Origin of the sequence: Ruegeria sp. (assembly GCF_028066395.1) — a bacterium.
Classification (GTDB): domain Bacteria; phylum Pseudomonadota; class Alphaproteobacteria; order Rhodobacterales; family Rhodobacteraceae; genus Ruegeria.
In genome coordinates, this window is record NZ_JALCBM010000042.1 from 15,137 (window position 1) to 42,054 (window position 26,918).

Consider the following 26,918-nt stretch of genomic DNA (forward strand, 5'->3'; position numbering starts at 1 on the left):
AGGAATACTTGCAAATGACGTATGACCGCGAGCTCGCCGACCCGCCTGAACATGTTGGCCAATCGCGTCGGCCAGCGCCGACAGCCCGCCGAACCCTTTGCGCGTTTCGTCTACACCGGCTGCCAGCCAGATCTTTGTGCTTGCCGGAACCGGGATCACGCCGAAAGCTTCCGGTTCAGTGCGGCGAGCGCATCGGGATCAAATCCGCCTGATACTTGTGGAGGATATCGTTTTTTCGTGACCACAGAACGCACCAGCGGGAGTGATTTTTGAGATACAGATGCGTTGCAGTTTAGTCACATGATGATCGGGGTGAGTTCAAACCTTTTGATTAAGACGTTAATCTCAACTAGTCGAAGGCCTCCAATTGGTCCGCTAGACCCAAATCGTAACCCCTAACAAGGAAAGGGACATACATGCTTATTCGTCATTTCGCCCTTTCGGGGCCGATCAACACCTAAGCTGAAATCAGATCAGGTTTGATCCAGTTCGCCAACTCGTAGTTGGCGCATCTATATACGTTTATTGGGTACTATCTTATGGGCAATTCTGTCTTGGATGGTTGTGCGTCAGCTGTGTCCGGTGACGCCACCATCACGAAATTCTATACATCTGCGGCCTGGATCGAAGGACGGGCCGAAGCGCAACTCGAAGACATCGCCGGCTGGACCGGCGTGCAAAAAATCGCGGCCTTTCCCGATTTACATCCGGGCAAATACGGGCCGGTTGGATGTGCCGTTCTGGCGGACCGTATTTTTCCGCAACTGATCGGTAACGATATCGGTTGTGGCATGTCTCTGTTCCAGCTTGATCTGCCCGTGCGAAAGCTGAAGCTGGAGAAAGCGCTGCGCCGGATGCGTGTTCTTGGAGAGCCTGCATCGGAAGATCAGCGCTGGCGATTGGAAGATGCTGGCCTGCCGACCGATCTGTTTGCCACATCGCTCGGTACGGTTGGTGGCGGCAATCATTTCTGCGAAGTGCAAACTTTGGCCGAGGCGGATGCCGTCATCCGCCTCGATGCATCACGCCTGTATCTGCTGGTTCATTCCGGATCGCGCGGATTGGGCAATGCGGTTCTTGGTTCGGTGCCGGATGGTGCCTTCGCGGGCCTTGATCCCGAAAGTGACAACGCGTTGGCCTACCTGCAGGATCATGACCGGGCCGTTCGCTGGGCCAGCCTGAACCGCCAGATCATCGCTGAGCGCGCGGCGGAGGCTTTGCGGGCTGATCTGACACTGTTGGTCGATGCCCCGCATAACTTACTTGCGCGGCATGGCGATGGCTGGCTGCACCGCAAAGGTGCGGCAGTCGCTGATCAGGGACTTGTTCCGCTTGCCGGATCGCGGGCTAGTGCAAGCTATTTGATGGCTCCGAACGGTCATGACGACTCACTAAACAGCCTCGCTCATGGGGCCGGGCGACGCTACGACCGATCCTCGATGCATGGTCGAGTACGAGCCAAGAAATCTGACATCGAGGCCATGCAACGCACTCCCTTCGGCGGCCGAATTCTGTGCGAAGATCGCGACCTTCTGATTGAAGAGGCGCCCTTGGCCTATAAATCGGCCAAGTCCGTCGCCGAAGACCTGGAGCGTACGGGTGCTGCGCATTCTGTGGCGGAGTTCCATCCGCTTCTGACCTTCAAGAAAACGCGTGACGGGAGGCGATCATGACTGCATCCCGACATATCTCACTCCTAGTCACCAGTGGCGGCGGTCCTGCCGAGTGCCAGCAAGCCGTTGCAGGCGTGCTGGATGTGATGCGCAATGAGGCCGAATTCTTTGCGGTCGATTTCGATGCCAATGGGGCGCGTACAAAACATGGTTTCAAATCTGCGGTGGCTGTGATCAGGGGCGCCGATGCGGAGGCCTTTGCCAAGAATTGGCGCGGTACGATCCAGTGGCGGGCGCAAAGCAATCTGCGTCCGACGCATAAACGGGCCAATTGGTTCATTGGGGTGTTCGACCTGCCTACGCCGATAAAAACACCTGAACGCATTCACGCGCTTGATGTCACATTTGATACTTTCCGAGCCGGCGGCCCCGGCGGGCAGCACCAGAACACCACCGACAGCGCAGTCCGGGCAACGCACAGGCCAACCGGACTTTCGGCGGTGGCGCGCGAAGAACGGTCGCAACACCGCAACAAGGCGCTGGCCCTGGAACGCCTTCAGCATCTGATGGCCGCCCAAGCCGCTGCGGATGAAGCCGCACAAAAGGCGAGCCGCAACTCGCTGCACCATGCGCTCGAGCGTGGCAATCCGGTGCGGTGCTTCAAGGGCCGCGATTTTCGAGAAGTGAAAGGGGGCTAAGATGGAAGCATTCGATCAATTCCTGACCAGCGCCCTGACCAGCGATTTTTTCGCGGGCGGCTTGGCGCTCGGGGCATTCGGGGTCGCGGCAGCCTTTCTACGCGTCGCATTCATGGCCTTGTACCGCGTGATTGTGCGGCGCGTTTGGGTGAGCCTGACACTTGACAACCAGAGCGCCGCCTACCGCCATTTCTGTATCTGGATGGAACAGAACAATGTTCTGTCCCATTCGCGGCATGTACGTATGACGGATGGAAAATGGGCTCGGGGAACAAAGGGCTATGCACCAGGTCCGGGACGGCATTGGTTTTTCTGGCGCGGCCACCTTTGCCGTCTGGAGCGCGACATCAATGAAAAGTCAAAAGTGGGTGCATCGCACAATCAGCGGCCGATGGAGGTGCTGAATATTACAGTCTTATTCGGTCAAGTGCAGACAATTCTGGGCTGGATCGCTGAGGGACGCGCGCTTTCCCAAACCAAGGATCGCATTGGCCCTGGCCTCCATATTCTGAAAGGGGACTGGTGGGATCATGTCGGCGATGTCCCGCGTCGTTCCGTCAACACGGTACTGGTGGATGACGACCGTATCGAGAAAGTGCTGGAGGACATGCGTTGGTTCTATGGAGCCAGCGACTGGTACGCGGAACGTGGTGTTCCCTGGCGGAGGGGGTATCTGTTTTACGGCCCTCCGGGCACGGGCAAGTCGAGCCTCATTCGCGCGCTGGCGTCAGACCTGTCATTGGATATCGCGTCACTGGATATCGGGCGCGTCACGCTGACGGATGATGATCTGCGTGAAGCGATGATGTGTTCTCCCAAGGGATCGCTGATCGCAATCGAGGATGTGGACGCCGTGTTTACGCAGCGCGAAGGTGGCGAGAAACGCTCAGGTGTCAGCTTCTCGGGCTTGCTCAATGCCATCGATGGCGTGGCTGCTCAGGAAGGGCGTGCGCTGGTCATGACGACCAATCACAAGGAAAGGTTGGACCCGGCCCTAATTCGTCCGGGCCGCGCCGATGTGCATACCGAGCTTGGACTGGTGGGTGCAGCAACAGCCCGCCGACTGTTTGAGCGCTTTTTCCCCGGTGAACGCGATTTGGCCGAAGCATTCGAGCGGCGGTTAGGAGATCAACAACACAGCCCTGCCCAGATTCAGGGCTGGCTTTTGACCTACAGCACCGACGCTTATTCTGCTGCGCAGGCGTCGGGGCTAGAAGGACGTATACGAGAACTCGCCGCTGAGTAAGGTAGTATGGGTTTCCGAAAATCTGGCTTCCGCTTGGCTAAATTGCACCCCCACTCTAAATCATACTTGCCAAGATACTTCCGCAAGCGAGTAACATGTTTCTGGGTCTTACACTTGTTGCGCGATACGGCAAAAAAGGCGCGCTCGGTAGCGCTTACCGCAGCCTCAAATTCTGTTCGATTAGGTTGTTTCAGGCAAGCACCGGCTGACAGTGTTTGAACACCAACAAAAATTCATGGGTTAGCAGCTTTGAAGCAGCCGAGGTCCGTGTTGTCCGCAGAATAGACTTCGTGGTTGCCACAGGCTTTACGTCAGCAGCGAATGGCAGAAGTGCGGGCTTTCGCCTGCAGCATCCACAAAGGGTTGAGAAGTTCGGCTAGGGGTTTGGCCCCGAGTTAGATCACTCGCCTCCTCAACGCGGACAGCACGATTATCTCGTGGCACAGATAGGCAGCGGCAAGGACGTCGACTGGACGCGGGCTCTGACGTACCCGCTCCAGCGCATCCGCCAGAAGCAGAAGCTGCCGCGCTTCGGCCCCGGCGGCCAGATGGGCCAGGTGATCTGGCTGCACATGCCGACATTGTTCGGCAAGGTGGCTAAGCACCCGAGCGGCAAACCCGCTGTCATGGGTCGCGATTTCTGTTCCCCGTAACCGCTTCCATCCGCGCAGAAGTTCGCCCTTGGCCCGTGTCAGGATCCTGCCTTGGGGTGCTGGGTGGAAATCGAGATTAATGGCAGTCGATCCCGTACCTTCGGGATGCAACAGGGCCACCGGCTCATGCTGCAGTTCATCTCCGACCAGCGAGGTCACGATCAGCAGAGCAGATGCGCCGGGGAATTGCAGATGCAGGTGGGTTAGGTGGTCCATCTCTTGCGGGTGAGCCGACAGTTCAAAAATGTCGCCCGCCGCATCCTGCACTCGCCAGCGATAGCGCTGGCTAATGTCGTCGAAATACGGCACTTCAATGCGGGTGGGTGCGATCAGTGCGGGCAGTGGCGCCGCGCCCCGCTTCAATCCCTGTCCAATCCCGTTGCGCAGCATCTCGCGCAATTGATCCCAGTGTTGAAAACAACACACGTGATCCTGCAATTGGGCACGGGGAATGGCGCCGTTGACCTTGGCCGTCACCTTGTCCGCCGTCGAAAGCTGCCCCTCCGGCGACAAAAGCGGTTGATCCAGTGTGACCAGATTGCCCGTCAGACCCGGCACGGAAGGGATGCCCCAGAAAGGGCTGGCATAGGCACGGACTGGGGTGAAATTGGCGTCCACCCCGGCGCCCCGCGCCACTGTTGCCGCGTGAAACACTCCAGTTTCGAGGTTCAGCAGATAAAGCGTCAGGCCGCGTGCGCCATTGGGGCTGGTCCAGCCTTTTGCGCCCAAAGCCCAAAGATCCATTGCTGGGACCGGGGCAAAACTGCGCCGCGCCACACCCAGAAGCGCGGGATCGTCCGGGGTCTGCGCCAGTGCTTTGACCAGCGCATAGGCCTGCGCCAAAGCCGCCAGAAACCGCCCGCCTTCAAAGCGAATATCACCTGCATCCGCCCAACCGCATAGGGTGGACAGGGTCAGAAGCTCCCCGGTCAGGCGCGGGGCAGATTGCGCCCTGGCGGAGATCGCCAAATCGAGGAAACGCTCCTGCGCCAATTGGGCAGAGCCATGAAACACCTGCGAAATGGCGGCTTCGATCGTGGTGGAAATCTCGACCAGCATGGCCGCATCCGGGCCGGTTGTGTTGGCGCTGATGGCTGGGGGTTCGACCACGTTCCGTGCCACGCCCGCGTGGTCTCGAATGGCAATCGCCCCAGCGGCCACTACCAACCGTTTCCGAGTAGACGGCCCCTTGTAAAGCGCCGATGACAGGGGTTGTCCCGCCACAAATGTCACCGAAGCATCGGGCGTGACAAAGGAGACCTGCGCATTTTGCCCGCGCGCCTCGATCTGGGCTGATCCAGCCAAAACTTGCGCCCCGTCATGATCCGCACCCGCAAATTTGCGCAAACCCTCTGCCGCCAACCCTGCCAGCTCGTCAATGGCCGACGAGGCAGGGGGCTGTTCCGGCGCGGCGTCGCTTTCGGGTGCGTCATCCGTGGAAGGCGCGGACATGTCCGCCGAGGACTCTCGCAGCACCAGCATCGCGGTCAGAATGTGGCTGCAAATGCCCGGCGCGGGGCAATCACATCTGGCAGATTGCGGCCCGGCGGACGGGATCCAAACGGCCTGCCCGCTTACAGTGAGGTCGGCTCCATCCTCGTCATACCGCAGAACGTCCGCCTCTACGGTCGCTTTAATCGCGCGGCGCAACAAACCTTTGTTGGCAAGCGCCACCAGCGCGTCATCGTCAAAAGAGGCAATCAAATTGCGCAGGCTCATCGCATCACCTCGGCCAGCCAAAGCGCTAGGCGATCCGGTGTCATCGCGCCGATTTTCATGCCCAGCCCCGCCAGTCGCCCGGCAATCTGCTTGTCCATATAAGGATTCCCCAGATCATCCAGCGCTGACAGACCAATCATTCGTACTTTGGCTTCGTTCATCTTCGCCACCGCACGATAGAGCCTGCGCGGGCTGGCTCCTTCGGCAAAATCCGAGATCAGCACAAAGACGGTGCGCTCGGGCGTGTCCACAAAGCGTTCGCAGTATTCCACCGCGCGGCCAATGTCGGTACCACCGCCCAGTTGCACCGACAAAAGCGTCTCCAGCGGGTCGGTCAACCGGTCGGTCACATCAAGGATTGAGGTGTCAAACAGGACCATCGACACGTTCACGCCGGGCAGGCCCGATAGGATCGCCGCCATGACGGCCGAGTGGATGATGCTGTCAGTCATCGACCCCGACTGGTCCACGCAGAGCACCACCGACCATGGCAATCGCCGCCGTTCCCGCGCGATGAAACGCAGATCATCGGCGATGATCCGGCCACTTTTCGGGTCATAATTCTTCAGGTTGCGCCGCAAGGTCCCGCGCCAGTCGAAGTTCGACGCCGACGCCACATGGGACCGCTTGAACGGGTTGCGCCGCCCGGAGAACGCCCGCTGCACATCGGATTTCAGCCGCCGCATGATGTCTTGAATGACCGCATCCGCCACCTGCCGCAGTTTTTCCTTCATCTCGGGTTTGGCGCGCCCGTGGAAGCTGAGCAGGGTTTTCAGCAGGTCCTGATTGGGTTCCAGACTGTCCAGTGTTTTGGGATCATCCAGAAGATCAGACAGCCCGTAACGATCCAGCGCATGATCCTGCATCACCTCAAACACTGATTGTGGGAACAGCTTGCGCGCCTCTCCCAGCCAGTCCAGCGCCTTCATCTGGGTTGGGTCAAGTGACCCCGGCCCAGACGGGCGATGCAATCCACGCTGTTCATATTCACGCCCATACAGGTAATCAAGCGCCCGGTCAGCGCGCCCGTCAGACCCGGACAGCCCGCCCAACTGCCGTTCGGCATAGCGGCCAAGGGCAAGGCGCCAGCGGCGTTTGGCGTGATCGGGATCGCGCGCGCTCATGCCGTGCCCCCCGTGATCCAATCGGTCAAGCCATCAGCCCGCAGGACCTCGCGCAGGGTGGCATCCATCTGCGCTCCTTGCGCGGCCTCGACGGCGTCAACGTCGTGATGATGTGCGGTGAACTCGCCCACCGTTCCGCCATGCTTTCGGGTCAGCGCTACGGCCACCTGATCGGCCTCGCGCGGCGAGAGGGCCGACAAGGCCAAACGCAGATATGGCAGAACTTCTAGAAACCCGTCATCCTCCAACTCGATCAGAAACGCGTCTAGTGCATCAAGCATCCCGTCAACCGTCCAGAGCAGCGAAGGCGCCACCGCCAGAACCCCCCGCAACCCGGCAAGGCGGGTGGGCAGGTCGGGCGCGCTGCCGGTCAGCTGCGCGGTGATCAGATCGGGCAGGCTGTGATCCGGCTTGCGCCCGCCTGCAACGGCAATGGCGGTGATCGCGCCCAGAAGTTCGGGCGCAGTGTCCGCCTCGGCCACCCGGTCCAGAGCGTCTTCGAACAGTTTGGCGTCGAAGTAGTCGCCCCCCGGACCGCGCATCACTTCGGACAGCAACCGCAGCGCATCCAGACAAGGCGGTATCGCCTCTTCGCGCATCTTCGGCAGATCGTCACACAGATAGACCATGCGCGCAAAGGCCTGCTGCATCGTGGGCGTAATCTCCAGCCCGTCGGGTAGCGACAGTGGTCCGCGTGAGGTTTCAATCGCGTGCAGCGCCACCATCGCCCGCGCCGTATCGGGGAAGTCTGCGGAACGGGTGATCGCGCCGGAGATTTCCACCAGGAAGCCATCCAGATCCGTGCCCAATCCAGCCAGAAGCCCCTTTTTGAACAGGGAGATCAGGATGCCAAGGTCGTCGGCCCGTCCTTCATCGGCCAGCGCAGCGCGGGTGGCAAAGAGCTTACCCAGACAGGCGGCGGGCAGGGTGTCGCCGTGGATGGCCGCCTCGATCAGCTGCCCTTCAACGCGGGGAGACCAGGCATAATCCCAATGCTCAAACAACAGCCCCGTCTGCACCACATTCAGGAAATCTGGGCCGCCTTGACGCGTGGCAAACCCTGTGTCCAGAAGCGTCATTGCATGGGCAAAACGGGATGCGGCCAGATGGGCGGGTTTGCGACGAATGTCCAGGCTGCGCTCGCGTCGTTGCCCGTCTGACACATCAAAGCGGTGACGCCGGGCGCGGACGCGGGCATCAGCCACAATTGGCGGCTGGCCTGCGGCGTCACTGACCTCACCCAAGGCGTGACCGCGCAGAAACAGGGTGAAGCGTTCGCGCCAGACATCCGCGCCGCTGGCTTCGCCTTTCAGAAGCGAGGACGTCAGCCCGTCAAACAGATCATGCCGCAGCGCGCCGGGGCGGCCCCGCAGCTGAGCTAGGGTTTCGGCGCTGCGCAAAAGTTCGACCTGCGCGGGGACTGAAATGCCATGGCCTGCATCACGCATCTCGGACGCAAATTCCGCGACGATGTCATGGGCAAGTCGGGGCCAGTTGGGGGGCGCGCTGCTGGCCTCGGCATGACCCCAAAGCGCCTGATAATAGGCGGGCTGTGGCAGGCCTGCGCCATATCCCATCAACGCGTCCAGCTCTTTATACCCATAGCGAATTAGGTAGGACGCTGCGTCGGATTTGCCGCCCGCTTTGGTTTTTCCTGCTGTGTCGGACGGCGACAGCAACGGACCTGCATGAAACCCTCCGATCACGCAGACCACGGGGCCGTCTGCTAACCCGTCGGCCAGAGCATCGCGCAGGCAGGCGGCCATATGGGCCTCACGCGCCGGGTCTTCGCCGCTGGCGATCTCGTCTTCGGGTGTGGCGGCGCGCAGCGCGGCGCAATAGGCCCCGACATCACGTAGAAACTTGCGCCAATCCGCCTCACCCAGTCGGGTTTCAAACAGGTGGTCCCAAAGTTCATACCCATCACGGCAGCCCAGCCGGTCACAAAGCGCGCGCACGTAATCGCCGCTGTCAAACCCCTGTTCGCGTATCAGCGCACGGGGTCTGGTCTGGTCATCACCATCCTCAGCCATCCTGGCGTCAGACCCGAGGTCGATGAACCGCAGATCCGCGCCCACCGCCGCCCCCTCTTGCAGGGCCACCCATTCGGGGGAGTGAGTGCAGAACGGATAATAGGCGGCCAGACGCGGGCCGTTTTTTTGATCCAGCAGACTGGCCGCGGCCACGGGTGGCATGGTGTCGGGATCCAGAAGGTGCGGGATCAGATGGGAAAGGTTATGGGGGGCTTCGATCAGCACACGCGAAGGTTTCAACTCGCGGATCATTGCCCGAACTGCCCACGCGCAGGCGGGTGAATGGTGGCGAATTGGGGCTAGATACAGCCCCGTTTCCGGCTGGAACAACCGGTCATGCACCTGATGGATCAGCGCCTCATCCCGCATGATCACACCGCGCGCCTGCCGTCAGTCATCATCCTTGGCCGCCTTGTGAAACGCCGCCCAGGCGCGGCTTTTGCGGCCTCGCGCGCGGGCGATCGTATCGACATAGGCGCGCAGTTTGCGGGCGTCGTCGGCGTCATCCTTGAACACCACACCCCGCAATTGCCGCGCCACATGGGCGCCGGTGGGGGCGTCCCCTGACAGGTAGCTCGCGTCCAGCAGCGCCCCATGGGCCACATTCACCGCCTCTGCCGTCGACATGACGGATTTGGGCTGCGCCACCACCGCGCCGTCTTCGGCCCGCCCGGTGCGCAGGTCACGAAAAACTGAGACCACCACGTCGAGCACATCTTCGGGCAGATCAGCCTTCAGGTCATACTCCGCCATCCGCTCGCCCACCTGTCGCGCAATCAGTTCTTTTTCAAAGGCGGCATCAGCAATCGGTGCCACGGTTTCAAAGTTGAACCGGCGTTTGAGCGCGCTGGACATTTCATTCACGCCAAGGTCGCGCAGGTTGGCGGTGGCGATCACGTTGAAGCCGCGTTCGGCCCGCACTTCGCGCCCCGCGCCAAGTTCGGGCATCGCCACGGTCTTTTCCGAGAGGAGCGAGATCATCGCGTCCTGAACCTCGGGTGCACAGCGGGTCAGTTCCTCAATCCGGGCGATCTGGCCGCCCTGCATGGCGGTCAACACGGGCGAGGGGATCAGCGCGCGTTCACTTGGCCCTTCGGCCAGCAGCAGCGCATAGTTCCAGCCATAGCGCAGGTGATCTTCGATCACCCCGGCGCTGCCTTGCACGACCAGCCGCGAATTGCCGCTGATCGCAGCGGCGAGCAGTTCGGACAGCAGCGATTTGGCGGTGCCCGGTTCGCCCACCAGCATCAGCCCCTGATGACCCATCAGGGCAACGATGCAGCGATCCACCAACGGGTCGTCCCCGTAGAACTTGCGGCCGACCTCCAGCGCCTTGTCGCCAAGGATGAACCGCCGCACCGCACGAGGCGAGAGCGCCCAGCCCGCCGGTTTGGGATCCTGATCCCCTTCGCGCAGACGGGCAAGCTCTGCCTCATATCGCAATTCGGCGGGCTGTTTCTGGGAGGTGTCAGCGGTTACATCCATGGCATTTTCTTTTCCCAATCGGGATCAAAGCTGCCTTTGGCAACCATGTCCCGGTAATCGTTCCAACATTCCGACAAAAGCACCGGCGGCACTTCAGACAGGGGCACGGCGCGGCCGCGCCGCCCTGCGCCATGCAGCTTGGCAAACTCCAAATGGATCTGCGCAGCGGCGACGTTTTCTTCGGGTAGGCAATTACCCGAGAACTCGATCACCGCACACAGCCCGGCGCTGCGGAAGGTCTTGATATATTCGTTGAAATAGCCGCCATCCAACGCCTCGCCGCGTTCATAGCCCAGCTTGGTGCTGGCGCCGCGGAAGGTAAATGTGTCGGTGATCCAGCCTTTGCGGTCGTCGATCCGGATCTCTTTGCCCATCTCGCCCTCCAGCGCCAGAAGTGGGCGACCGAATTGGGCGAAGAGCGGTTTGACCTCGTAATCGCCCAGATGGGTGCCCCAGGCCTTGGTATCATCATCGGGCAAAAGCGCGCCATGGGCGAGGCGGATGGTAGCGAAACTGTCGGGCGTTACCTCATTATCCTCGGCATCCACATAGTCCCCCTCGGCGGTGGGGCGGAAGGCGGTGACGATCTTGCCATCGGCATCTTCGCCCAGCCAGATCACCCGTTCGGTCAGCCGCCCCATCAGCGGGTGATCGCGGAAATCGCGCATCCAGTCGGCCGCCGGCCAGCGCCGTTCCGCACAAAGCGCTTCGTAAAGCCGTTCCCCTTGCAGGGTGATCACCTGTTTCAGCTCGCGTTTCGAGGCGGACAGCTGCTTCTTGCTGGCCTTGGTATTGTCATCGTCCCCAGCCGGAAGACCTTTGATCTGTTTGCCATCCGGATTCAGCACCACCAGCTTGAAGTCATCATCCATCCGGGCGGAATAGGGTTTTTCCTCTTCCCCGATTGGCAGCTCCAGCACGCCCTCATCATTCAGCCCAGCGGTGGGAATGGTGCGGTCCGCTAGTTCATCCATCGACCAGTCGCGTGCCTCGGCCACCGCTTCGATCAGCTTGCCGGCATGGGCCTGCACACCTTTTTGCTTTAATCGCGTGGCGGCGGAGATCACGATTTGCAGCGAAAACGGGTCGCCCTTCGCAGCCAATAGTTCAAGAAGCGATGACGCCTGCGAGGTGCGTGATCCGTGCTGTTTCAGGTAATTGCGCACCATGGCCGCAGCATGGGCCGGGTCCACATGTTTCCCCAGCGCCAACACGCCCTTGGTGGCCGCGCCAGAGTTTAGATACTGACTTTTGATTCCATTATACAGATCACGATAGGCCCGTTCACGGGTATAGGTTTTGTCCCACCGCAGATAGGCTTTCCAATTCTGATCGGCGTATTTCTCTGCATGGGCGTTGGCTTCATCGTCACCGGGGCGCACCGTGTCATAGTCGACCCAGGCGTCGAAAATCCAGGTGGATAGGGTCTTGGCGCTGTCCGGCGCCAGCTGCGCCAGATAAATGTCGAAAAGCGTATTGCCCCCCGGTTGTTTGAGCTTGTTTGCAAGGAAGATCCACGATTTGATCACCTCTGGCGGTACCTTCTGCCCGCCCTTGTATTTCAGTGCGGGCATGTGGTCGCCGACCAGCCAGTCGAGCTTGTCGAATTTGGCCTTTTTCAGGATCACCTCCGCCTCAGCCATCAGCGCCTTGGGGCCGACATAGTCAGACAGCTCCACCCCCAGACGCGACAGCGCCGTGAGGATCGCCGCCTTGGCCAGATCGGATTTTTCCTTCTTGAGGCGTGCCTTAAGCGGTTTTATCGCATCCGCAACGCCCAGATCGGCTAGCCATTCAGCGGCTCCTGCGCGCACATCCTGCCGCGTGTCTTGCAATAGCGCTATGGCGCGTTCTTCCAATCCGGGCGCGCCTTCTAGCATCGCGCGGGCCTCGGCCCGGCCGGATTTGGTGGTTCCGGTGGCGACTTCAAGCAGTGGGCCGTAATAGCGTTGTGGGGTTTTGGGAAGAAGCCGCAGGAATTGGATCGCCCGCAGCTTGCGCGGCGCGGGTTCGCCGGCTGCCCGTAAGCCAAATGCTTCGTCAAACACATCGAAACTCTCCGCCAGCAGCGGCCAAAGCGCATCGCGATTGAGATCCATTATATCGTAATTACCCCATTCGCGCCCCAGCTCACCCCGGATCAGATCGCCGGACACCGCCTTGCGGACTTTGCGATTATTCCACGAGCCGGACTGGATCTGGCCCATTTCCACATTCAGCGCTTCAAGATTGCGGTAATCTGCGCCGTCGCTGTTTACATATCGCACCAACCTGGCCTGTACCGCGCCCCATTCGTTCAGATGGAAAGCAGCATAGAAATCCCGTTCCGAGGCGGTGAAAAACCGTAGCGCACGATCAGGGGACATTCGCGACAGAGCGTCGAGCGTCCATTTATCCCGCGCGGTGAAGTTCAGGAATTGCCACATCGTGGTGTGGCCCTTTTGTTCCAGATCCGCAGTGGGGTTATTGAATAGTTTGATGATCTGTCCAGCCATGGCGGGTTTCAGACGTGGCTCAACAAAGTTGTATTTGCCTTTGCGCGCCTCGTTGCGGCGGTCGATCTCTGCGTTTTCTTTCGCGATGATTTCGGCCAGTTTCTTTTCGTCCTCCGCACCAAATTTGAACTGTGGGTCGGTCGATAGGGGGATCCGGGATGGGATGTCGACCCGGCGTCCATCGAGCGCCAGATAGGAGGTGTCGTCGCTCTCCTCTTCCTCAACCGCTTGGGAGACCTCTTCGACGGTCAGGGCGCTTTCGATGGCGGCCTTAATTCGGGCGGTTTTCTCAGATGAGAGATGGTCGCGCAGCAGGTCAAACCCGTCCGATGACCGCATCCCAGCCAGCAGATCCACCATGGCGGAGCGGATGGTGGCGGTGCCAGTATCAAGCTTGTCTTTGGCGATAGGAAGTATCTGTTCTTCGGGTAGGGTCATCATCGCTTGCACCGCCTCGTGGCGCACGGATTTTGCGCTGTCGGCGCTCATATCCACCAGATAGGCACGTGCATCCGGATCATCGAACATCTGCCATTTGCGCATCTGCGTGATCAGGTTGACCTTGCCACCCGCACCCATGCGGCGACCTGCGGCCAGCAACGCCGTCTTGTGGCTTTGCGCCAGCGGGGCGAAGTCGAAGATTTCGATTAGACGGCGGATGTCATCGCTGGTCTGCCAGCGTCCGTCATCATTGTAGAGAATGTCAAAAAGGTCTTCGGCACTGCCGCCGCCAACCTTGCAGATTTCAACGCAGAAGTTGGGAGTCAGCACACAGGACTTGGCATCGACAACTTGCCGAGGCCAGGAATTGGTGGATTTCACCAGCCCCATTCCGGCTTTGGTAAAAAGGATGCGAAGGGGCAGAGGGACATGTTTTGACCCGGCCAGATAATCCTTCTCGCCGCCCATTGCCGCTGCCAGTACCTCGCCATAACGGGCCAGAACTACGGAGTCCTGTGCGTGCCGGGCCAGGAAAAGTCTGCGCGCCTTGTCGCCCGGTTCGTCGGAATAGTTGCAGTCGAGTCCAAGGATTTTTGAGGCGTCGACATTGGCGAGTGTTGATAGAACACTGCCATCTTTATCCTTCGTAACATAGGCCACGGCCTTGTCACCCAAGCCGCGTTCGACCGCGTGCAAGCGTTGTAGATCTTTGGAAATGGCGTTGGAAATTTTCGGGATTTTCAAAAGGCTGGAGATAATTTCGCGCACTGCTCTTCCTCGAAAACGACTAACTAGCTCTTGAATCGATAGCGCAACGAAAGACACAACCCAAGAATATTCTGGGACTGAATTGAGAGTCTCACCGAGGAACTTTGAAAAGCAATTGGTGAAACCTGAGCGCTTTAGAAGATCCGTCTATTTAGTAGATACCGTCTTTTACCGCCTAAAGTTGACTTCAATACAATTAGGAGGGTCAGCATGGATGGTGTCGCGTTGATGACCTGCCGCGGAAATTGAAAAAAGCCAACCGCAAACTAAGCCGGGATGAACTCCTTGAGCTGATCGAGAACAACGACAAGAAACACTTCACTCTGTCTGACGATGGCCAGAGGAGAAGCGCAACTCAGTGACACTCAATCGATGTGGATCTAGACCTGAAAACTCCACGTCCACCAGACGAATTGTATCACGGCCCGCCGACTGTTTGAACGTTTCTTCACCGGTGAGCGCGATTTGGCCGGGGCGTTCGACCAGCGATTGGGAGATCAAAAACACAGCCCCGCCCAAATACAGGGTTGGCTTTTGGCCAATAGCCCCGACGCCTATACTGCTGCGCAGGCGTCGGGGCCAATAAGGCATTTGCAAGACATTGCAGCCAAATGAGCAAGCATGGGCGTCCGAAAATCTCGCGTCCGTTTGGCTAAATTGCCCCCCATTCCAGCTCGAATTTCCCCAGATACTTCCGCAACCTGTCTGCGTCGTTCTGGGTCTTGCGCTTGCTGCGCGATACGGCAAACAAGGCGCGCCCGGCAGCGCTTAGGCTAGAGGAACGGCGACAGACCCGGATCACTTCGGCTAATTGAACGAGGTCAAACGGGTCCACATCAGACACGGCGTCACCCATCACATCTGCAACCAGCTTGAAATCGTCATTCGACTGAGCAGACTTCCAATCCGCCTGAAGCGTCTCGATTTCGGCCGAGACCATCGCCCGCGTAATCCGACCACGTGGTGCAAGCGTGCACAACCTTCGGATCGAGCCCGAGAAGTCACGGAAGTTTCCCGGCCAATGGGTGCCCGGGTCTTTGGCAAAATCCAGATATTGCGCGCGGGCATCCGAGTTGAATCCGACATGGGTGCCTAAATCCCTTTCGCAGCGATCCAGTTCATGCAACAGATTTGCCTCTATATCCTCACTGCGATTGCGCAGCGCGGGCAAGGTGAAACTCCAAGTGTTCAATCGGGCCAAAAGGTCGGGGCGAAACTGCCCTGACGCCGTCAAGCTGCGCAGATCGCGGTTGGCACCGGCGATCAGGTGAAACCGGCTTGAGATTTCGTGGTCCGATCCCAGCGGGTAGAACTGCCCGGTCTCGATAGCGTGCAGAAGAACCGACTGCATGTTGAGGTTCAACTCGTCCACATCGTCCAGAAACAGGACACCGCCATCTGCCTCGCGCAGCAAGCCGCTTCGCTCGGTCCCCGCAGCGCCATGAAAAGACCGACGCTGGCCAAACAACGTCGCCATGGCATCTGGCCCGTTCAATGTCGCGCAGTTCACATGGACCAGACGGCCTTTGACGCGGCGCCGATCAAGCTTGAGGCCGTGAATGCGCTCGGCAAGCTCTGTCTTTCCGGTGCCGGTTTCTCCGAGTAGAAGGATTGGCTCGTCGGAACTACTGGCGACCAGCTCAACCCGGTCAATCAGGTCGTTGTAGACCGGGTTGCGCGTCTCGATCCCGCCTTTCAGTTGGTCGCTGTGTTCTCTCGACAATTGATCGAAACGCTGCTGAAGCGCGTTGTATCGGCTCAGGTCCAGGTCGATGACATCGAACTTTGGTGTTTCCTCTTCCGGCCCTGGCGGACCGGTTTGGATCAGACGCGCCGGTATATGGCGGCTTTCCGTTAGCAGGAACCAGCAGATCTGGGCCACATGTGTCCCGGTTGTCAGATGCACATGGTACCGTTCGCGTTCATCGTCAAACCCATAGGACCGTGCGAAATCGAACAGCTTGCCATAGACCTCCTGAAAGTCCCATGGGTCATTCAGGTCAAGCTGTTGGAGCAATACCTCTGTATCTGGTGATGCTTCTTCAATCTCGCGCTGAACCTGCTTGGCCAGACGATTGAACCGCATGTCATAAAGAATTTCGAGCCGATCCACCTTGAAATGATCGTGGCTGACAAGGCTGGGCGTCGGTTTCCAACGCCTTTTCTTGCCCATATCCAACTGGGTTCCGAGAAAGCCGATGACCACATTCTTCATGGCATATCCAAATTTATAAGTAACGATATTCCCAGATAATATATATGCGTAAAGGAAAACTCAAACTCTGTATTATTGGTTTAATGCCAATAGGTTGCCTGATTCTTCGATTTTCTTTCGGGTGAACCGAACATCATGCCAAAACGTCCTCACCAAATATGAGGAACAGAAAAATGGCGAACAAATCCGTGTTTGCATCGATCAAAGGCCGGTTGCTGCCGAAAGCAACTGCAAAGAACGCCCATGGCGCGCCGGCCTACGCTTATTCCGATGCCCATGCCCTGGCGCAGGTCGCCGTGACCGGGACCTTCGGAGGTATGTTCTATCAGTCGCCGCAGGAAGAACTGGAATATGTTCTGGACGTGGCCGAATCCGTTGATCCGCGCTATCTGGCGCAGGCGGCCATCTATGCCCGCCGGTCGGGCTACATGAAGGATATGCCTGCCGTGTTGCTGGCTGTTCTGGCCCGGCGTGATCCGGTCTTGTTCCGTGCGGCTTTTGGCCGTGTGGTCGATAACGGCAAAATGCTGCGTAACTTTGTGCAGGTTATCCGTTCCGGCCAGACTGGTCGTAAGTCTCTGGGTTCCGCGCCGAAAGCGATGGTGCAGAACTGGCTGAACACCGCGTCCGACCAGGTGCTGCTGAATGCCAATATCGGCAATGACCCGTCGCTGGCTGATGTGATCAAGATGGTGCACCCGAAACCGGCCTCGGCCGAGCGGGAGGCGCTGTTTGCCTGGATCGTCGGGCGGCCGTGCGATCTGGCACGGCTGCCACAGGCCCTGCAGGACTGGCTGGCGTTCAAGGAAACTGGCCAAGGTCCGGTGCCTGACGTGCCGTTCCAGATGCTGACGCAGCTGGAGCTGTCCTCGGCCCACTGGGCGCGGATCGCGCGCAAGGGTTCGTGGCAGATGGTGCGGCAGAACCTGAACACGTTTCAGCGTCACGGTGTTTTCGACGTGGCCAAGAACGTGGATCACGTGGCGGCATTGCTGCGCAACCCCGAGGCTATCGCCAAGGCACGTGCGTTTCCGTACCAGTTGATGGTTGCGGCGCAGAACGTGTCGGGCGAGATGCCGCGCGAGATTGTCGACGCCCTGCATGATGCGATGGAAATTGCGGTGCAGAACGTGCCGAAGATCGCGGGTCAGGTCGTTGTGTGTCCGGACGTCTCCGGGTCCATGACCTGGGCTGTGACCGGGTATCGCCCAGGCGCCACCTCGGCCGTGCGTCACGTGGATGTAGCAGCCCTTGTGGCCGCGTCATTCCAGCGCGTGAACCGTGGTTGTCAGGTTCTGCCGTTCGACTTCGACGTGCGTGACGTACGTCTGGAGCCGCGCGACACGATCCTGACCAATGCCGAGCGTCTGGCCGCTCTGGCTGGTGGTGGAACAAACTGTTCCGCGCCGCTGAAATGGCTGAACGATCGTGGGCGTAGCCCGGATCTGGTGGTGTTCGTGTCTGATAACCAGTCGTGGGTCGATGCCCGCAACGGTGGTCAGGGAACCGCGATGTTGAAGGAATGGGAGGCGATCAAGCGTCGCAACCCAAAGGCCAAACTGGTCTGCATCGACATCGCCCCATACGGGACCACGCAGGCGCAGACACGTGAAGACGTGCTGAATGTCGGCGGGTTCTCGGATGCGGTCTTTGACCAGATCACGGCGTTTGCCAACGGTCAGACCGGCCCGGACCACTGGGTTGGCGAGATCGAGAAGATCGACGTGTAAAAGAAAGGGTCAGGCGGAATGCCTGTGGGACTACATTTTCAGGTAATGTCTCCGTCTCACAATCAGACTTGTCCGCCTGACCCACCCGAAACGAAACAACGAGGAAAGAACACCGCGTTTAAAGCAGACATGGCGGGGGCACGATCAGAGGAACTTGGCGGTTCGACTCCGTCACTCTTGCGGGCGCTCTCTGGCACGGGCGGGACCTTATACCGCCATGTCTGTTTTAAACGTGAAACATCTCGGCGAATGCCGGTGGAACTACAGATCATAATCTCCGTGTCGCGGGTTCGAATCCCGTCATCGCGTTGCGATGTAGCTCAGTCAGGTAGAGCAGGTTCGTTTCACCATCCCCTTGTCGCCGGGCCCCAAATAACATCAGGCGGAATGCCGATGGGACTACTTCGCTGTTACCGATGAGCACCTGTGAAAGGGTGCAGTCTCATCACTTCTTGTCCGCCTGACCTGAATTGAAAGGATAGGTCCTGACGAATGCCTGTGGAACTACAGCTTCAGGTGCCCGTACATTGTGGGTTCGAATCCCACCATCGCAGCCGCCCTACGGTGGAGCGATGTGGCGGAAATGGTAGACGCGCGGATTGTTTCACACCCTCTTGTCGTCAGGACCGACAAAACAACCCGGCGAATGCCGAAGGAACTACATGGCACCAACCGGGATAGGTCGAGCGGGTTCAACTCCCCCCCTTGCCTGCGCCCAGATGGCAAACGCATCCGCCCATTCGGATGCGGGGCGGGCCTCCCATCTGTTTCTTCATCCCTTGTCGCCGGGGTCCAAATTTTTCGGCTGTAGCTCAGTGGTAGAGCGCCTGACTGTTAATCAGGATGTCGTTGGTTCGATCCCAACCAGCCGAGCCAGAAATGAAAGGAAAGTATCCGGGGGAATGCCCGTGGGAGTACATCGCTTTAAACGAACCGCCGAAAGGCCTCTCACGAATCTCTTGTCCCCTGGACCTGAAATATCACGGCGAATGCCGGTGGAACTACATAATCACCTGGTCGCGGGTTCGAGCCCCGCCATCGCATTCCGCGATGTAGCTCAGTTGGATAGAGCAGTTGAAAATGTTTCACCAACCCCTTGTCGCCGTGACCGATGTTAGAGTGAGATGGATAGATGAGTAGCGAAAACACAAACTACCCGGTTACCGGTGAACACCTGAAGGAATGGGGGCATCGCCCCGGCAAGCAATTCCCCGCGCTGTTGGCGCGTGCTAATGAGATGCGCACCGAAGGGTTCGGTCTGGTGCGTATCCGGCAGGAACTAGAGGGCGAGATTCCTCCCGCTCCGGTGACGCTGGACCTGCGCGCGCCCGGTGGCGTGCCGTTTCATGAAAACATCGACATGGATCATCCGGACGAGGAAGACAATGTCGGCAAGGTACGCGAAACCATGACCGCTCTGATGCGCACGCCGACAATAGAGGCAGGGGCCATCATGCCCGATGCCTGTCCGGCTGGGCCTGTTGGCACCATCCCGGTTGGGGGTGTGGCAGCGGCGCGTAATGCGATCCATCCAGGGATGCACTCGGCTGACATCTGCTGTTCGGTCATGATCACCGATCTGGGCAATGCCGATCCCAAGGCTGTACTGGATGCGGCCCAGTCGGTCACGCATTTCGGGCCCGGCGGTCGACCTCAGGGTAAGCGGTTCACCACCTCGTTGAAACTGCTGGATGCGTTCCGGGAAAATCCGTTTCTGGACAACCCGAAATCCCTGCGCATGGCGCAGGAGCATATGGGCACACAAGGGGACGGGAACCACTTCCTGTTTGTCGGGCGCTCGCGCAAAACCGGTCGCACGGCCATCGTGACCCACCACGGGTCGCGCGGACCAGGGGCGGTTCTGTATAAGCATGGGATGCATGTGGCCGAGAAGTTCCGCAAAGAACTGTCGCCGCAGACCGCCAAGCAGAACGCATGGATCCCGGCAGATACCGAGGAAGGTCGTGACTATTGGGAGGCGCTGCAACTGATCCGCAAATGGACCAAGGCCAACCACAACGCCATCCACCAAGCCACGGTCGAGGCCGCGCGGGTGGCTGATGTGGGCGAACGGTTCTGGAATGAGCACAACTTCGTCTTCAAACGGGGTGATATCTATTACCATGGCAAGGGCGCGACCCCTGCCTGGGATGGATACGCCACGGATGCGACAGGTTTGACGCTTATTCCACTGAACATGTCCGAACCCGTGCTGGTTGTGCGCGGCAAGGACGCAGGTCACGGTCTGGGGTTCAGCCCGCACGGTGCAGGGCGCAACTTCTCACGGTCCGAGCATAAACGCCGGATGGGATCGGTCACGCCTGAGCAGATGCTGAAGGCTGAAACCGAGGGTTTGGATATCCGGTTCCATGCCGGGGGCGTGGACGCCTCGGAACTGCCGTCGAGCTATAAGAACGCCGACAATGTGGTTGCCCAGATCAAATCCTACGATCTGGCCGAAATCGAAGACTATATCGACCCTTACGGCTGCATCATGGCAGGCGACGTGCCGCCGTTCTGGAAGAACAAGAAGAAAGGCCGCCGGTAATCACCGGCGCCCTTTGCAACCCATTCATGGGCGTTGGCCAACAGTTTGATCACGCATCGAACGCAGCCGCCTTGTATCCGCCCAAATCGGCATTTATGCCTTAAATTTCAAAACGTTCTTGATTGATCACATTATGCAGATAGAAATCGCCCTGACCGCACCCGATAATGCTGACTACGCTGCGAGTGATCTTGGATTCTTGCTGCACAAGCATCCTGACCACTTGCATAAGCGAGATACGTCGGCCGGTGAGGTCACGATTTTCTATCCTGAAAAATCTAAGGAGCGCACAACAGCTGTGATGCACCTTGATGTCGATCCCGTCGGTCTGGTGCGCGGAAAAAACCAACACAGCGATGGCCTGTTGGCGCAATACGTGAACGATCGCCCCTTTGTGACAAGCTCATTTCTGTCGGTTGCGATGGGACGGACCTTTGCCCAGACAATGGCCGGGAAGTCGAAGGACCGGCAGGCTCTGGCAGACCGTGCGCTGCCATTTGAAATCCGTGTCGTGCCTGTTGCTTTGTCAGGTGATCTGGATCTGGTCAAACGTCTGTTCGAGCCATTGGGTTATACCATTCTCACTCCGTCCGAGATTGGCGAAGAGCAAGTTGTCGATCTGCGTCTGTCCGCAACACTGCGCCTCGCGGACATTCTCAAACATCTTTATGTACTGGTGCCTGTCCTGGATAACTTCAAGCATTACTATGTCAGCGAAGAAGAGATCGACAAGCTTCTGGCGAAAGGCGAGGGATGGTTGTCCGAGCATCCCGATAAGGAACTCATCACACGTCGCGCCTTGAAACATCGCCGGTCATTGATGAACATGGCCCTTGCCCGCCTCGAAGAGACGGCACCTCAGGACGAAGAGCCGGAGGAAGCTCCGAAGATCAAGCCTGAAGAGCAGCTTGAAAAGCCGTTGCGCTTGCATGCCTTGCGATTGGATGCGGTGGCAGAGGTGCTCAGGCAGAACAATGTCGCTTCGGTTCTCGATCTGGGATGCGGCGAAGGCAAACTAATGACGCGCCTCATCAAGGAACGTAGTCTGGCGCGCATTGTCGGCGTCGATGCGTCAGTAAGAACCTTAGAGGCGGCGCATCGCAAGCTGCGGCTCAATCAGGCCGGAGACGCCATGGCCGAGCGTGTATCGCTGCAAATGGGCAGCCTGACTTATGGGGACAGGCGCTGGCAGGGCTTTGATGCCGCAACACTGGTCGAGGTGATCGAACATATCGAACCACACCGCTTGTCGGCGCTGGTTCTGTCGCTCTTTGCCGATGCCCGCCCACGTTTGGTGGTGATGACGACACCCAACCGCGAATATAATGTGCTGTTCGACGGTCTGAAGGACGGCAAACTGCGCCATCCGGATCACCGGTTCGAATGGACCCGAGCGGAATTCGAAAGCTGGGCCAATAAGGTGGCTGAAGAACATGGGTACAGCGTCAGTTTCACGCCTTTGGGGCCGGTTGACGACACCCATGGCGGCCCATCGCAGATGGCTGTGTTCAAACAGGAGGGTGCCACATGAACCTGCCTGTTTTTGTCCCATCCGTAGCGCCGGATATCGAAGCGATCATTCAATCCAAGCTAACTGCCTTGGAGGCCGATCATTGTGTGCGTATCCTCTTTGCCATCGAAAGCGGCAGCCGTGCCTGGGGATTTCCGTCGCCCGACAGCGATTACGATGTGCGGTTCATCTATGCCCGCCAACCTGACTGGTATCTCAGCATTGAGCCCGGTCGTGATGTCATAGAACTGCCCATCGAAGGCGACTGGGACATCAATGGCTGGGATATTCGCAAAGCGCTTGGACTATTGATCAAACCCAACCCGGTGATGCTGGAATGGCTTTCGAGCCCGATCCGGTATCGCTGGAATGATGCGGTCTGCGACCGTCTGATCCGTTTTGCGAACAAGACGACCTTTGGGGAATCCTGCCTGCACCACTATCGCAACCTGGCGGTAAAACAGTGGGACAAGCATGTCGGGGACAGCCCGGATGTGTCATTGAAGAAATACTTCTACATCCTGCGGCCCGCCCTAGCGATTTCTTGGATCAGGCAAAACCCGTCAGTCCAACCACCGATGAACATACAGGCACTTGTTGAGGGACAGTCTCTGTGTCGAGAACTCATCGAACATATCGAAGGGCTATTGGCCCTGAAATCTGCTGCCAAGGAAATAGGGCGTGGTGCTCGTATTCCGATGATTGATGCTTTCATTCACGATCATATTGCTTGGGCTGAAGTCGTGGCAAAACAGGAAGAACGGCCAGACTTGATGGATGAAGGCGACGAATTATTACGGACGATCGTGAAGAGAGACTTGTAAATGACTATCTGGCGAAATTTATTCAGAAAACAACGGTCGAAATATGCAGATAGTACTATAGCAGAGGACTTGACCGAACACCTCCTGGACATGGACGGGATTCCACCAATGGCAGGCGGCGCACCTATACCGTTTGTGGTGGCCAACGAACGTAATGTGAGCCTGTTCTATTGTCTCCAGACGTTTGATCCAGACTGGGACGGTACTACTGTTAGGCTGGTTGATGCTGCTAGCGAAGGTGAGCCTGTGGCAGTCATTCGTTTCAACCGCGTCCTCTGGCATCGGCTGGGGCCACCCAACGAAGAAGCGATTGGCGCGCATCCACTTTGCCGTTTGGGCCTCTATCCATACACCGCAAAAGAGGTTGTTGGTTCAAAGGTATTGAGCCGGTTTTGTCGAGCAAATCGAATTCATCAATATCATTCTGACAGCATGTTTGAAGGATATCGCCACTTCGCAATTGCCTTTCATGACTCTGTTTTTGAAGCGATTTCATATGGCTATTCAACTGAGTTGGTGGGGGAAGTTCCCGTACTAGCAGCAGCTGCGGCAGAGCTGAAAAAGTGGGAATCATGACAAGTCACACAATTTCCATTCCCGACTTCGCGCTAGTCGTCCTTATCGGTCCCACCGGTTCGGGCAAATCTAGCTTTGCGCGCAAGCACTTTCTGGAGACAGAGATTGTGTCTTCTGATGCCTGCCGGGCGATTGTTTCGGACGATGAAACCGATCTTGCTGCAACTGCCGATGCTTTTGACCTGCTCAACTACACGACGTCCATTCGACTAAAACGTCGCTTGATGACCGTGATTGACGCCACTTCAGTGAAACGTGAGGATCGGGCAAAGCTCGTGCAACTGGCGCGTAAATATCATGCGCTTCCGGTGGCGCTTGTGCTCGATATCGACCCTAAAATTTGCCATGAACGCAATCAGAACCGCCCTAACCGCGACTTTGGGGAACACGTGGCACGCAATCATGCGAAGTCACTCAGACGAGGCGTGCGCGGGTTGCAGAAAGAGGGCTTTCGTCAAGTTCAGATCATGAAGTCCCCCGAGGAAGTGGATGCGCTGGAGATTATGCGCGAACCCCTATGGACGGACAACCGCACTGATCATGGTCCCTTTGATATCATCGGTGACATTCACGGCTGCTTTGATGAATTGACCGAATTGCTTGGAAACCTCGGATACGTGATGGACCCGTTCGAAACCGGTGCCGAGGACCTGATCCGCGCCCGTCATCCGGAAGGCCGTACAGCGTTCTTTGTCGGCGATATCACGGACCGGGGTCCGCGTAATCTGGATGCTTTGCGCCTTGTCATGGGTATGTGCGATGAAGGCTCTGGCCGCTGTGTGATTGGCAACCACGACTTCAAGCTGAACAAATGGCTGAAGGGCGGGAATGTGACGCAGGCGCATGGGTTGGATCTGACCGTTTCTGAGCTTGAAAAAACTTCGGAGGCCTTCCGCAAACGGGTCTCGGACTTCATTTGGGATTTGCGCTCTCATGCCTGGTTGGCCGATGGCAAGCTGGTCATTGCCCACGCCGGCCTAAAAGAAGAAATGCACGGGCGCGGATCTGGTCATGTGCGTAATTTCGCAATGTTCGGCGAGACAACTGGCGAGGTTGATGAGTTCGGCCTGCCCGTGCGTTTGGAATGGGCGCGCGATTACCTTGGCAAGGCAGATGTCGTTTTTGGCCATACGCCAATGGCCGAGGCCGAATGGCTGAAACACACCATGTGTATCGACACAGGGTGCGTCTTTGGCGGCAAGCTTACGGCATTGCGGTGGCCCGAGCGGGAAACGGTTTCCGTTCCGGCAAAAACGCAATACGCGATCCCCGCAAAACCTTTGGATGCTGACCAACCCCTGTCCGCACAACAAGATCATGACCGTCTGCTTTATTTCGACGATTATGCAACCAAGATGCGGATCGAAACCCGGTTCAAATCCACCTTGCAAATTCCCGAAGAAAACAGTCTTGCCGCGCTGGAGGTCATGAGCCGTTTTGCCGTTGATCCCAGGTGGCTGATCTATCTGCCGCCCACGATGGCCGCGTGCCCAACGGCACCAGAAGGCCCGTTTCTGGAACATCCCAATCAGGCGATGGACCATTTCGCTAGCCGCGGTGTGACCGACCTAGTTGTCGAAGAAAAACACATGGGATCGCGTGCCTTGTTGGTGGTCGCCAAGGATGCGGACGCCGCAAAGGCCCGATTTGGCGTGGAAGACGGCAAAGCAGGCGTAATCTATACACGGACCGGACGACCCTTCTTCAAGGACGAGTCGGAAGAAGCCGCAGTTGTTGCGCGAATTGGAAAAGCAATGCAATCGGCGGGTCTGTGGGAGGAGCTTCAGACCGACTGGGTGCTTCTTGACGCTGAACTTATGCCTTGGTCTGCCAAGGCGCAGGATTTGCTCAAACGGCAATACCTGCCAACGGTGACGGCGGCAAAATCGTCTGCTTCGGCATTGCTGAAGGCAATTTCCAAAGCTGGGGAAATCGATGGGCTGGATGCGTTGAGCGCGCGTGCAGAAACCCAGTTTTCCAACGCGGAACTCATGGGACAGACAATCGACGGGTACTGCTGGGCAGCGGACAGTATTGAAGACTATCGCATAGCGCCGTTCCACATCCTGGCGAGCGCAGGCAAGGTTCATGCGGATCCCCACCTGCATTCCGTCGTTCGACGGTCGGTATGGTGAACCTTATGTGTTCAAGACGCCGCACCACCCGGACTACAAAAAAGACCAGTATGAGCGACTTGTAGATGTCGGGCTGTCCACTGCGGCAGCACCCACAATCTTCGCCGCAGTGAAAAGGAATGGCTACGTATTCGCCGACGGCGGTATCTGGGCTAACAATCCAGCCATGATCGGGGCGGTAGACGCGATGACCTGCTACGATCTAGATCGCACCCAGATCAGGCTTCTGAGCCTTGGGTGCGGTCAGGAGAGCTACCGGATGCGCTGGTGGCACCGCATTGGTGGGCGGCTGGTCTGGGCCGGTCTCTTCGTCTCCTCGGCCATGCGGGCTCAATCTCATAATGCCCTGGGTCAGGCAGGGCTGTTGGTCGGGCGATCTAACATGATCCGTCTCGATGCCCCGGAGGTGGCAAGCCGGATCAGCATGGATGACGTTGGACGGGCATTGACGGAGATGCCTCCGGTCGCACGATCACTGGCAGAAGCATCGGGTCACAGAATATCTGAGATGTTTCTGCAAAATGATGAAAGCACATCATCACACTTTGTAGGTACGAGACCGACGTCGGCGCAAATATTGGGTAAGCAGACGTGTCTACGATACGTGTGAATGGCGGTTTCGGGCCGTCAATGATGTTAACACGGAAGTAACGCTGGCTAGTTTTTTTTTAACGCTGTATTCGTGATAGTCAAGGACAAAACGCGTTCCTGCGGGGTGGGTATGAGTAGAGAAAGCAAATTCTTGAGCTTAGTGCTCCGGCACAAACCTGAAGAAATCGGGCTTCAGCTTGATAAGCATGGATGGTGTCGTGTTGATGACCTGCTGCGGAAACTGAAAAAAGCCAACCGCAAACTAAGCAGGGATGAACTCCTTGAGTTGATCGAGAACAACGACAAGAAACGCTTCACTCTGTCTGACGATGGCAAAAGGATCAGGGCAGCTCAGGGGCACTCAATTGATGTGGATCTAGATCTGAAAACTCAACGTCCACCAGACGAATTGTATCACGGCACCGCCAGCGCAAATTTAGATGCGATATTTTCCGACGGACTGAACCACTACCGACTGGCGTCGGTAGGATCGGCGATATGATTTTCGAGGTAT

The 26,918-nt window shown here is 58.1% G+C and carries 17 protein-coding genes and 1 tRNA gene; 12 read left to right on the top strand and 6 right to left on the bottom strand.

Annotation, left to right across the window (positions count from 1 at the left end; genetic code table 11):
- Nucleotides 1-539: 539 nt before the first annotated feature.
- From MPJ51_RS13665 to MPJ51_RS13675, 3 genes are read left to right on the top strand one after another with little or no spacing between them, the layout of a single operon-like run.
- Nucleotides 540-1,673: an RNA ligase RtcB family protein gene (locus MPJ51_RS13665; protein ID WP_298387726.1), complete on the top strand. Its 1,134-nt coding sequence runs from the start codon at nucleotides 540-542 to the stop codon at nucleotides 1,671-1,673.
- Complete coding sequence (prfH, locus tag MPJ51_RS13670) at nucleotides 1,670-2,311, top strand: peptide chain release factor H (protein ID WP_298387729.1); 642 nt, start codon at nucleotides 1,670-1,672, stop codon at nucleotides 2,309-2,311. Before MPJ51_RS13665 ends, prfH begins: the two co-directional genes overlap by 4 nt.
- A gap of 1 nt (nucleotide 2,312) precedes the next feature.
- Nucleotides 2,313-3,557 (top strand): AAA family ATPase, encoded by a 1,245-nt coding sequence (locus tag MPJ51_RS13675; protein WP_298387732.1) that lies wholly within the window; start codon nucleotides 2,313-2,315, stop codon nucleotides 3,555-3,557.
- A 395-nt stretch (nucleotides 3,558-3,952) separates the two neighbouring features.
- Here the strand turns inward: MPJ51_RS13675 and MPJ51_RS13680 are convergent, their stop codons facing one another.
- From MPJ51_RS13680 to rtcR, 6 genes are all read right to left on the bottom strand, one after another.
- Nucleotides 3,953-5,929 carry a hypothetical protein gene (locus tag MPJ51_RS13680; protein WP_298387734.1) on the bottom strand — a complete coding sequence of 659 codons (1,977 nt, stop codon included), beginning with the start codon at nucleotides 5,927-5,929 and terminating at the stop codon, nucleotides 3,953-3,955.
- Nucleotides 5,926-7,053, bottom strand: coding sequence for a VWA domain-containing protein (locus MPJ51_RS13685; RefSeq protein WP_298387737.1), 1,128 nt, complete (start codon nucleotides 7,051-7,053; stop codon nucleotides 5,926-5,928). The genes MPJ51_RS13680 and MPJ51_RS13685 overlap by 4 nt, the downstream gene beginning before the upstream one ends.
- Nucleotides 7,050-9,455 carry a DUF5682 family protein gene (locus tag MPJ51_RS13690; RefSeq protein WP_298387763.1) on the bottom strand — a complete coding sequence of 802 codons (2,406 nt, stop codon included), beginning with the start codon at nucleotides 9,453-9,455 and terminating at the stop codon, nucleotides 7,050-7,052. Before MPJ51_RS13690 ends, MPJ51_RS13685 begins: the two co-directional genes overlap by 4 nt.
- 21 nt (nucleotides 9,456-9,476) lie before the next feature.
- Nucleotides 9,477-10,571 (bottom strand): AAA family ATPase, encoded by a 1,095-nt coding sequence (locus MPJ51_RS13695; protein ID WP_298387740.1) that lies wholly within the window; start codon nucleotides 10,569-10,571, stop codon nucleotides 9,477-9,479.
- Nucleotides 10,562-14,275, bottom strand: a complete 3,714-nt coding sequence (locus tag MPJ51_RS13700; RefSeq protein WP_298387742.1) for a DUF4132 domain-containing protein — start codon at nucleotides 14,273-14,275, stop codon at nucleotides 10,562-10,564. Before MPJ51_RS13700 ends, MPJ51_RS13695 begins: the two co-directional genes overlap by 10 nt.
- Before the next feature lie 652 nt (nucleotides 14,276-14,927).
- Entirely contained in the window at nucleotides 14,928-16,490 is a 1,563-nt protein-coding gene (rtcR, locus tag MPJ51_RS13705; protein WP_298387743.1) for an RNA repair transcriptional activator RtcR, read from the bottom strand.
- Nucleotides 16,491-16,663: 173 nt separating this feature from the next.
- On the opposite strand from rtcR, the gene MPJ51_RS13710 reads away from it, so the two are divergent.
- From MPJ51_RS13710 to MPJ51_RS13750, 9 genes are all read left to right on the top strand, one after another.
- Nucleotides 16,664-18,220, top strand: coding sequence for an RNA-binding protein (locus MPJ51_RS13710; protein WP_298387746.1), 1,557 nt, complete (start codon nucleotides 16,664-16,666; stop codon nucleotides 18,218-18,220).
- Nucleotides 18,221-19,021: 801 nt separating this feature from the next.
- Nucleotides 19,022-19,096, top strand: a tRNA-Asn gene (locus tag MPJ51_RS13715).
- Between the two features lie 256 nt (nucleotides 19,097-19,352).
- Nucleotides 19,353-20,768 carry an RtcB family protein gene (locus tag MPJ51_RS13720; RefSeq protein WP_298387747.1) on the top strand — a complete coding sequence of 472 codons (1,416 nt, stop codon included), beginning with the start codon at nucleotides 19,353-19,355 and terminating at the stop codon, nucleotides 20,766-20,768.
- 133 nt (nucleotides 20,769-20,901) lie between these two features.
- Nucleotides 20,902-22,299: a 3' terminal RNA ribose 2'-O-methyltransferase Hen1 gene (locus MPJ51_RS13725; protein ID WP_298387750.1), complete on the top strand. Its 1,398-nt coding sequence runs from the start codon at nucleotides 20,902-20,904 to the stop codon at nucleotides 22,297-22,299.
- Entirely contained in the window at nucleotides 22,296-23,102 is an 807-nt protein-coding gene (locus MPJ51_RS13730; RefSeq protein WP_298387752.1) for a nucleotidyltransferase domain-containing protein, read from the top strand. The genes MPJ51_RS13725 and MPJ51_RS13730 overlap by 4 nt, the downstream gene beginning before the upstream one ends.
- A complete protein-coding gene (locus MPJ51_RS13735; RefSeq protein ID WP_298387754.1) occupies nucleotides 23,103-23,678 on the top strand; it encodes a hypothetical protein in 576 nt (191 codons plus the stop codon). It abuts the gene before it with no gap.
- Nucleotides 23,675-25,813 (top strand): polynucleotide kinase-phosphatase, encoded by a 2,139-nt coding sequence (locus MPJ51_RS13740; RefSeq protein WP_298387756.1) that lies wholly within the window; start codon nucleotides 23,675-23,677, stop codon nucleotides 25,811-25,813. Before MPJ51_RS13735 ends, MPJ51_RS13740 begins: the two co-directional genes overlap by 4 nt.
- The gene (locus MPJ51_RS13745) at nucleotides 25,767-26,423 is read left to right on the top strand and encodes a patatin-like phospholipase family protein (RefSeq protein ID WP_298387758.1); all 657 of its coding nucleotides are present in this window, start codon (nucleotides 25,767-25,769) and stop codon (nucleotides 26,421-26,423) included. The genes MPJ51_RS13740 and MPJ51_RS13745 overlap by 47 nt, the downstream gene beginning before the upstream one ends.
- Before the next feature lie 111 nt (nucleotides 26,424-26,534).
- On the top strand, nucleotides 26,535-26,906 hold the full coding sequence (locus MPJ51_RS13750; RefSeq protein WP_298387760.1) for an RNA 2'-phosphotransferase: 372 nt from the start codon (nucleotides 26,535-26,537) through the stop codon (nucleotides 26,904-26,906).
- Nucleotides 26,907-26,918 lie beyond the last annotated feature (12 nt).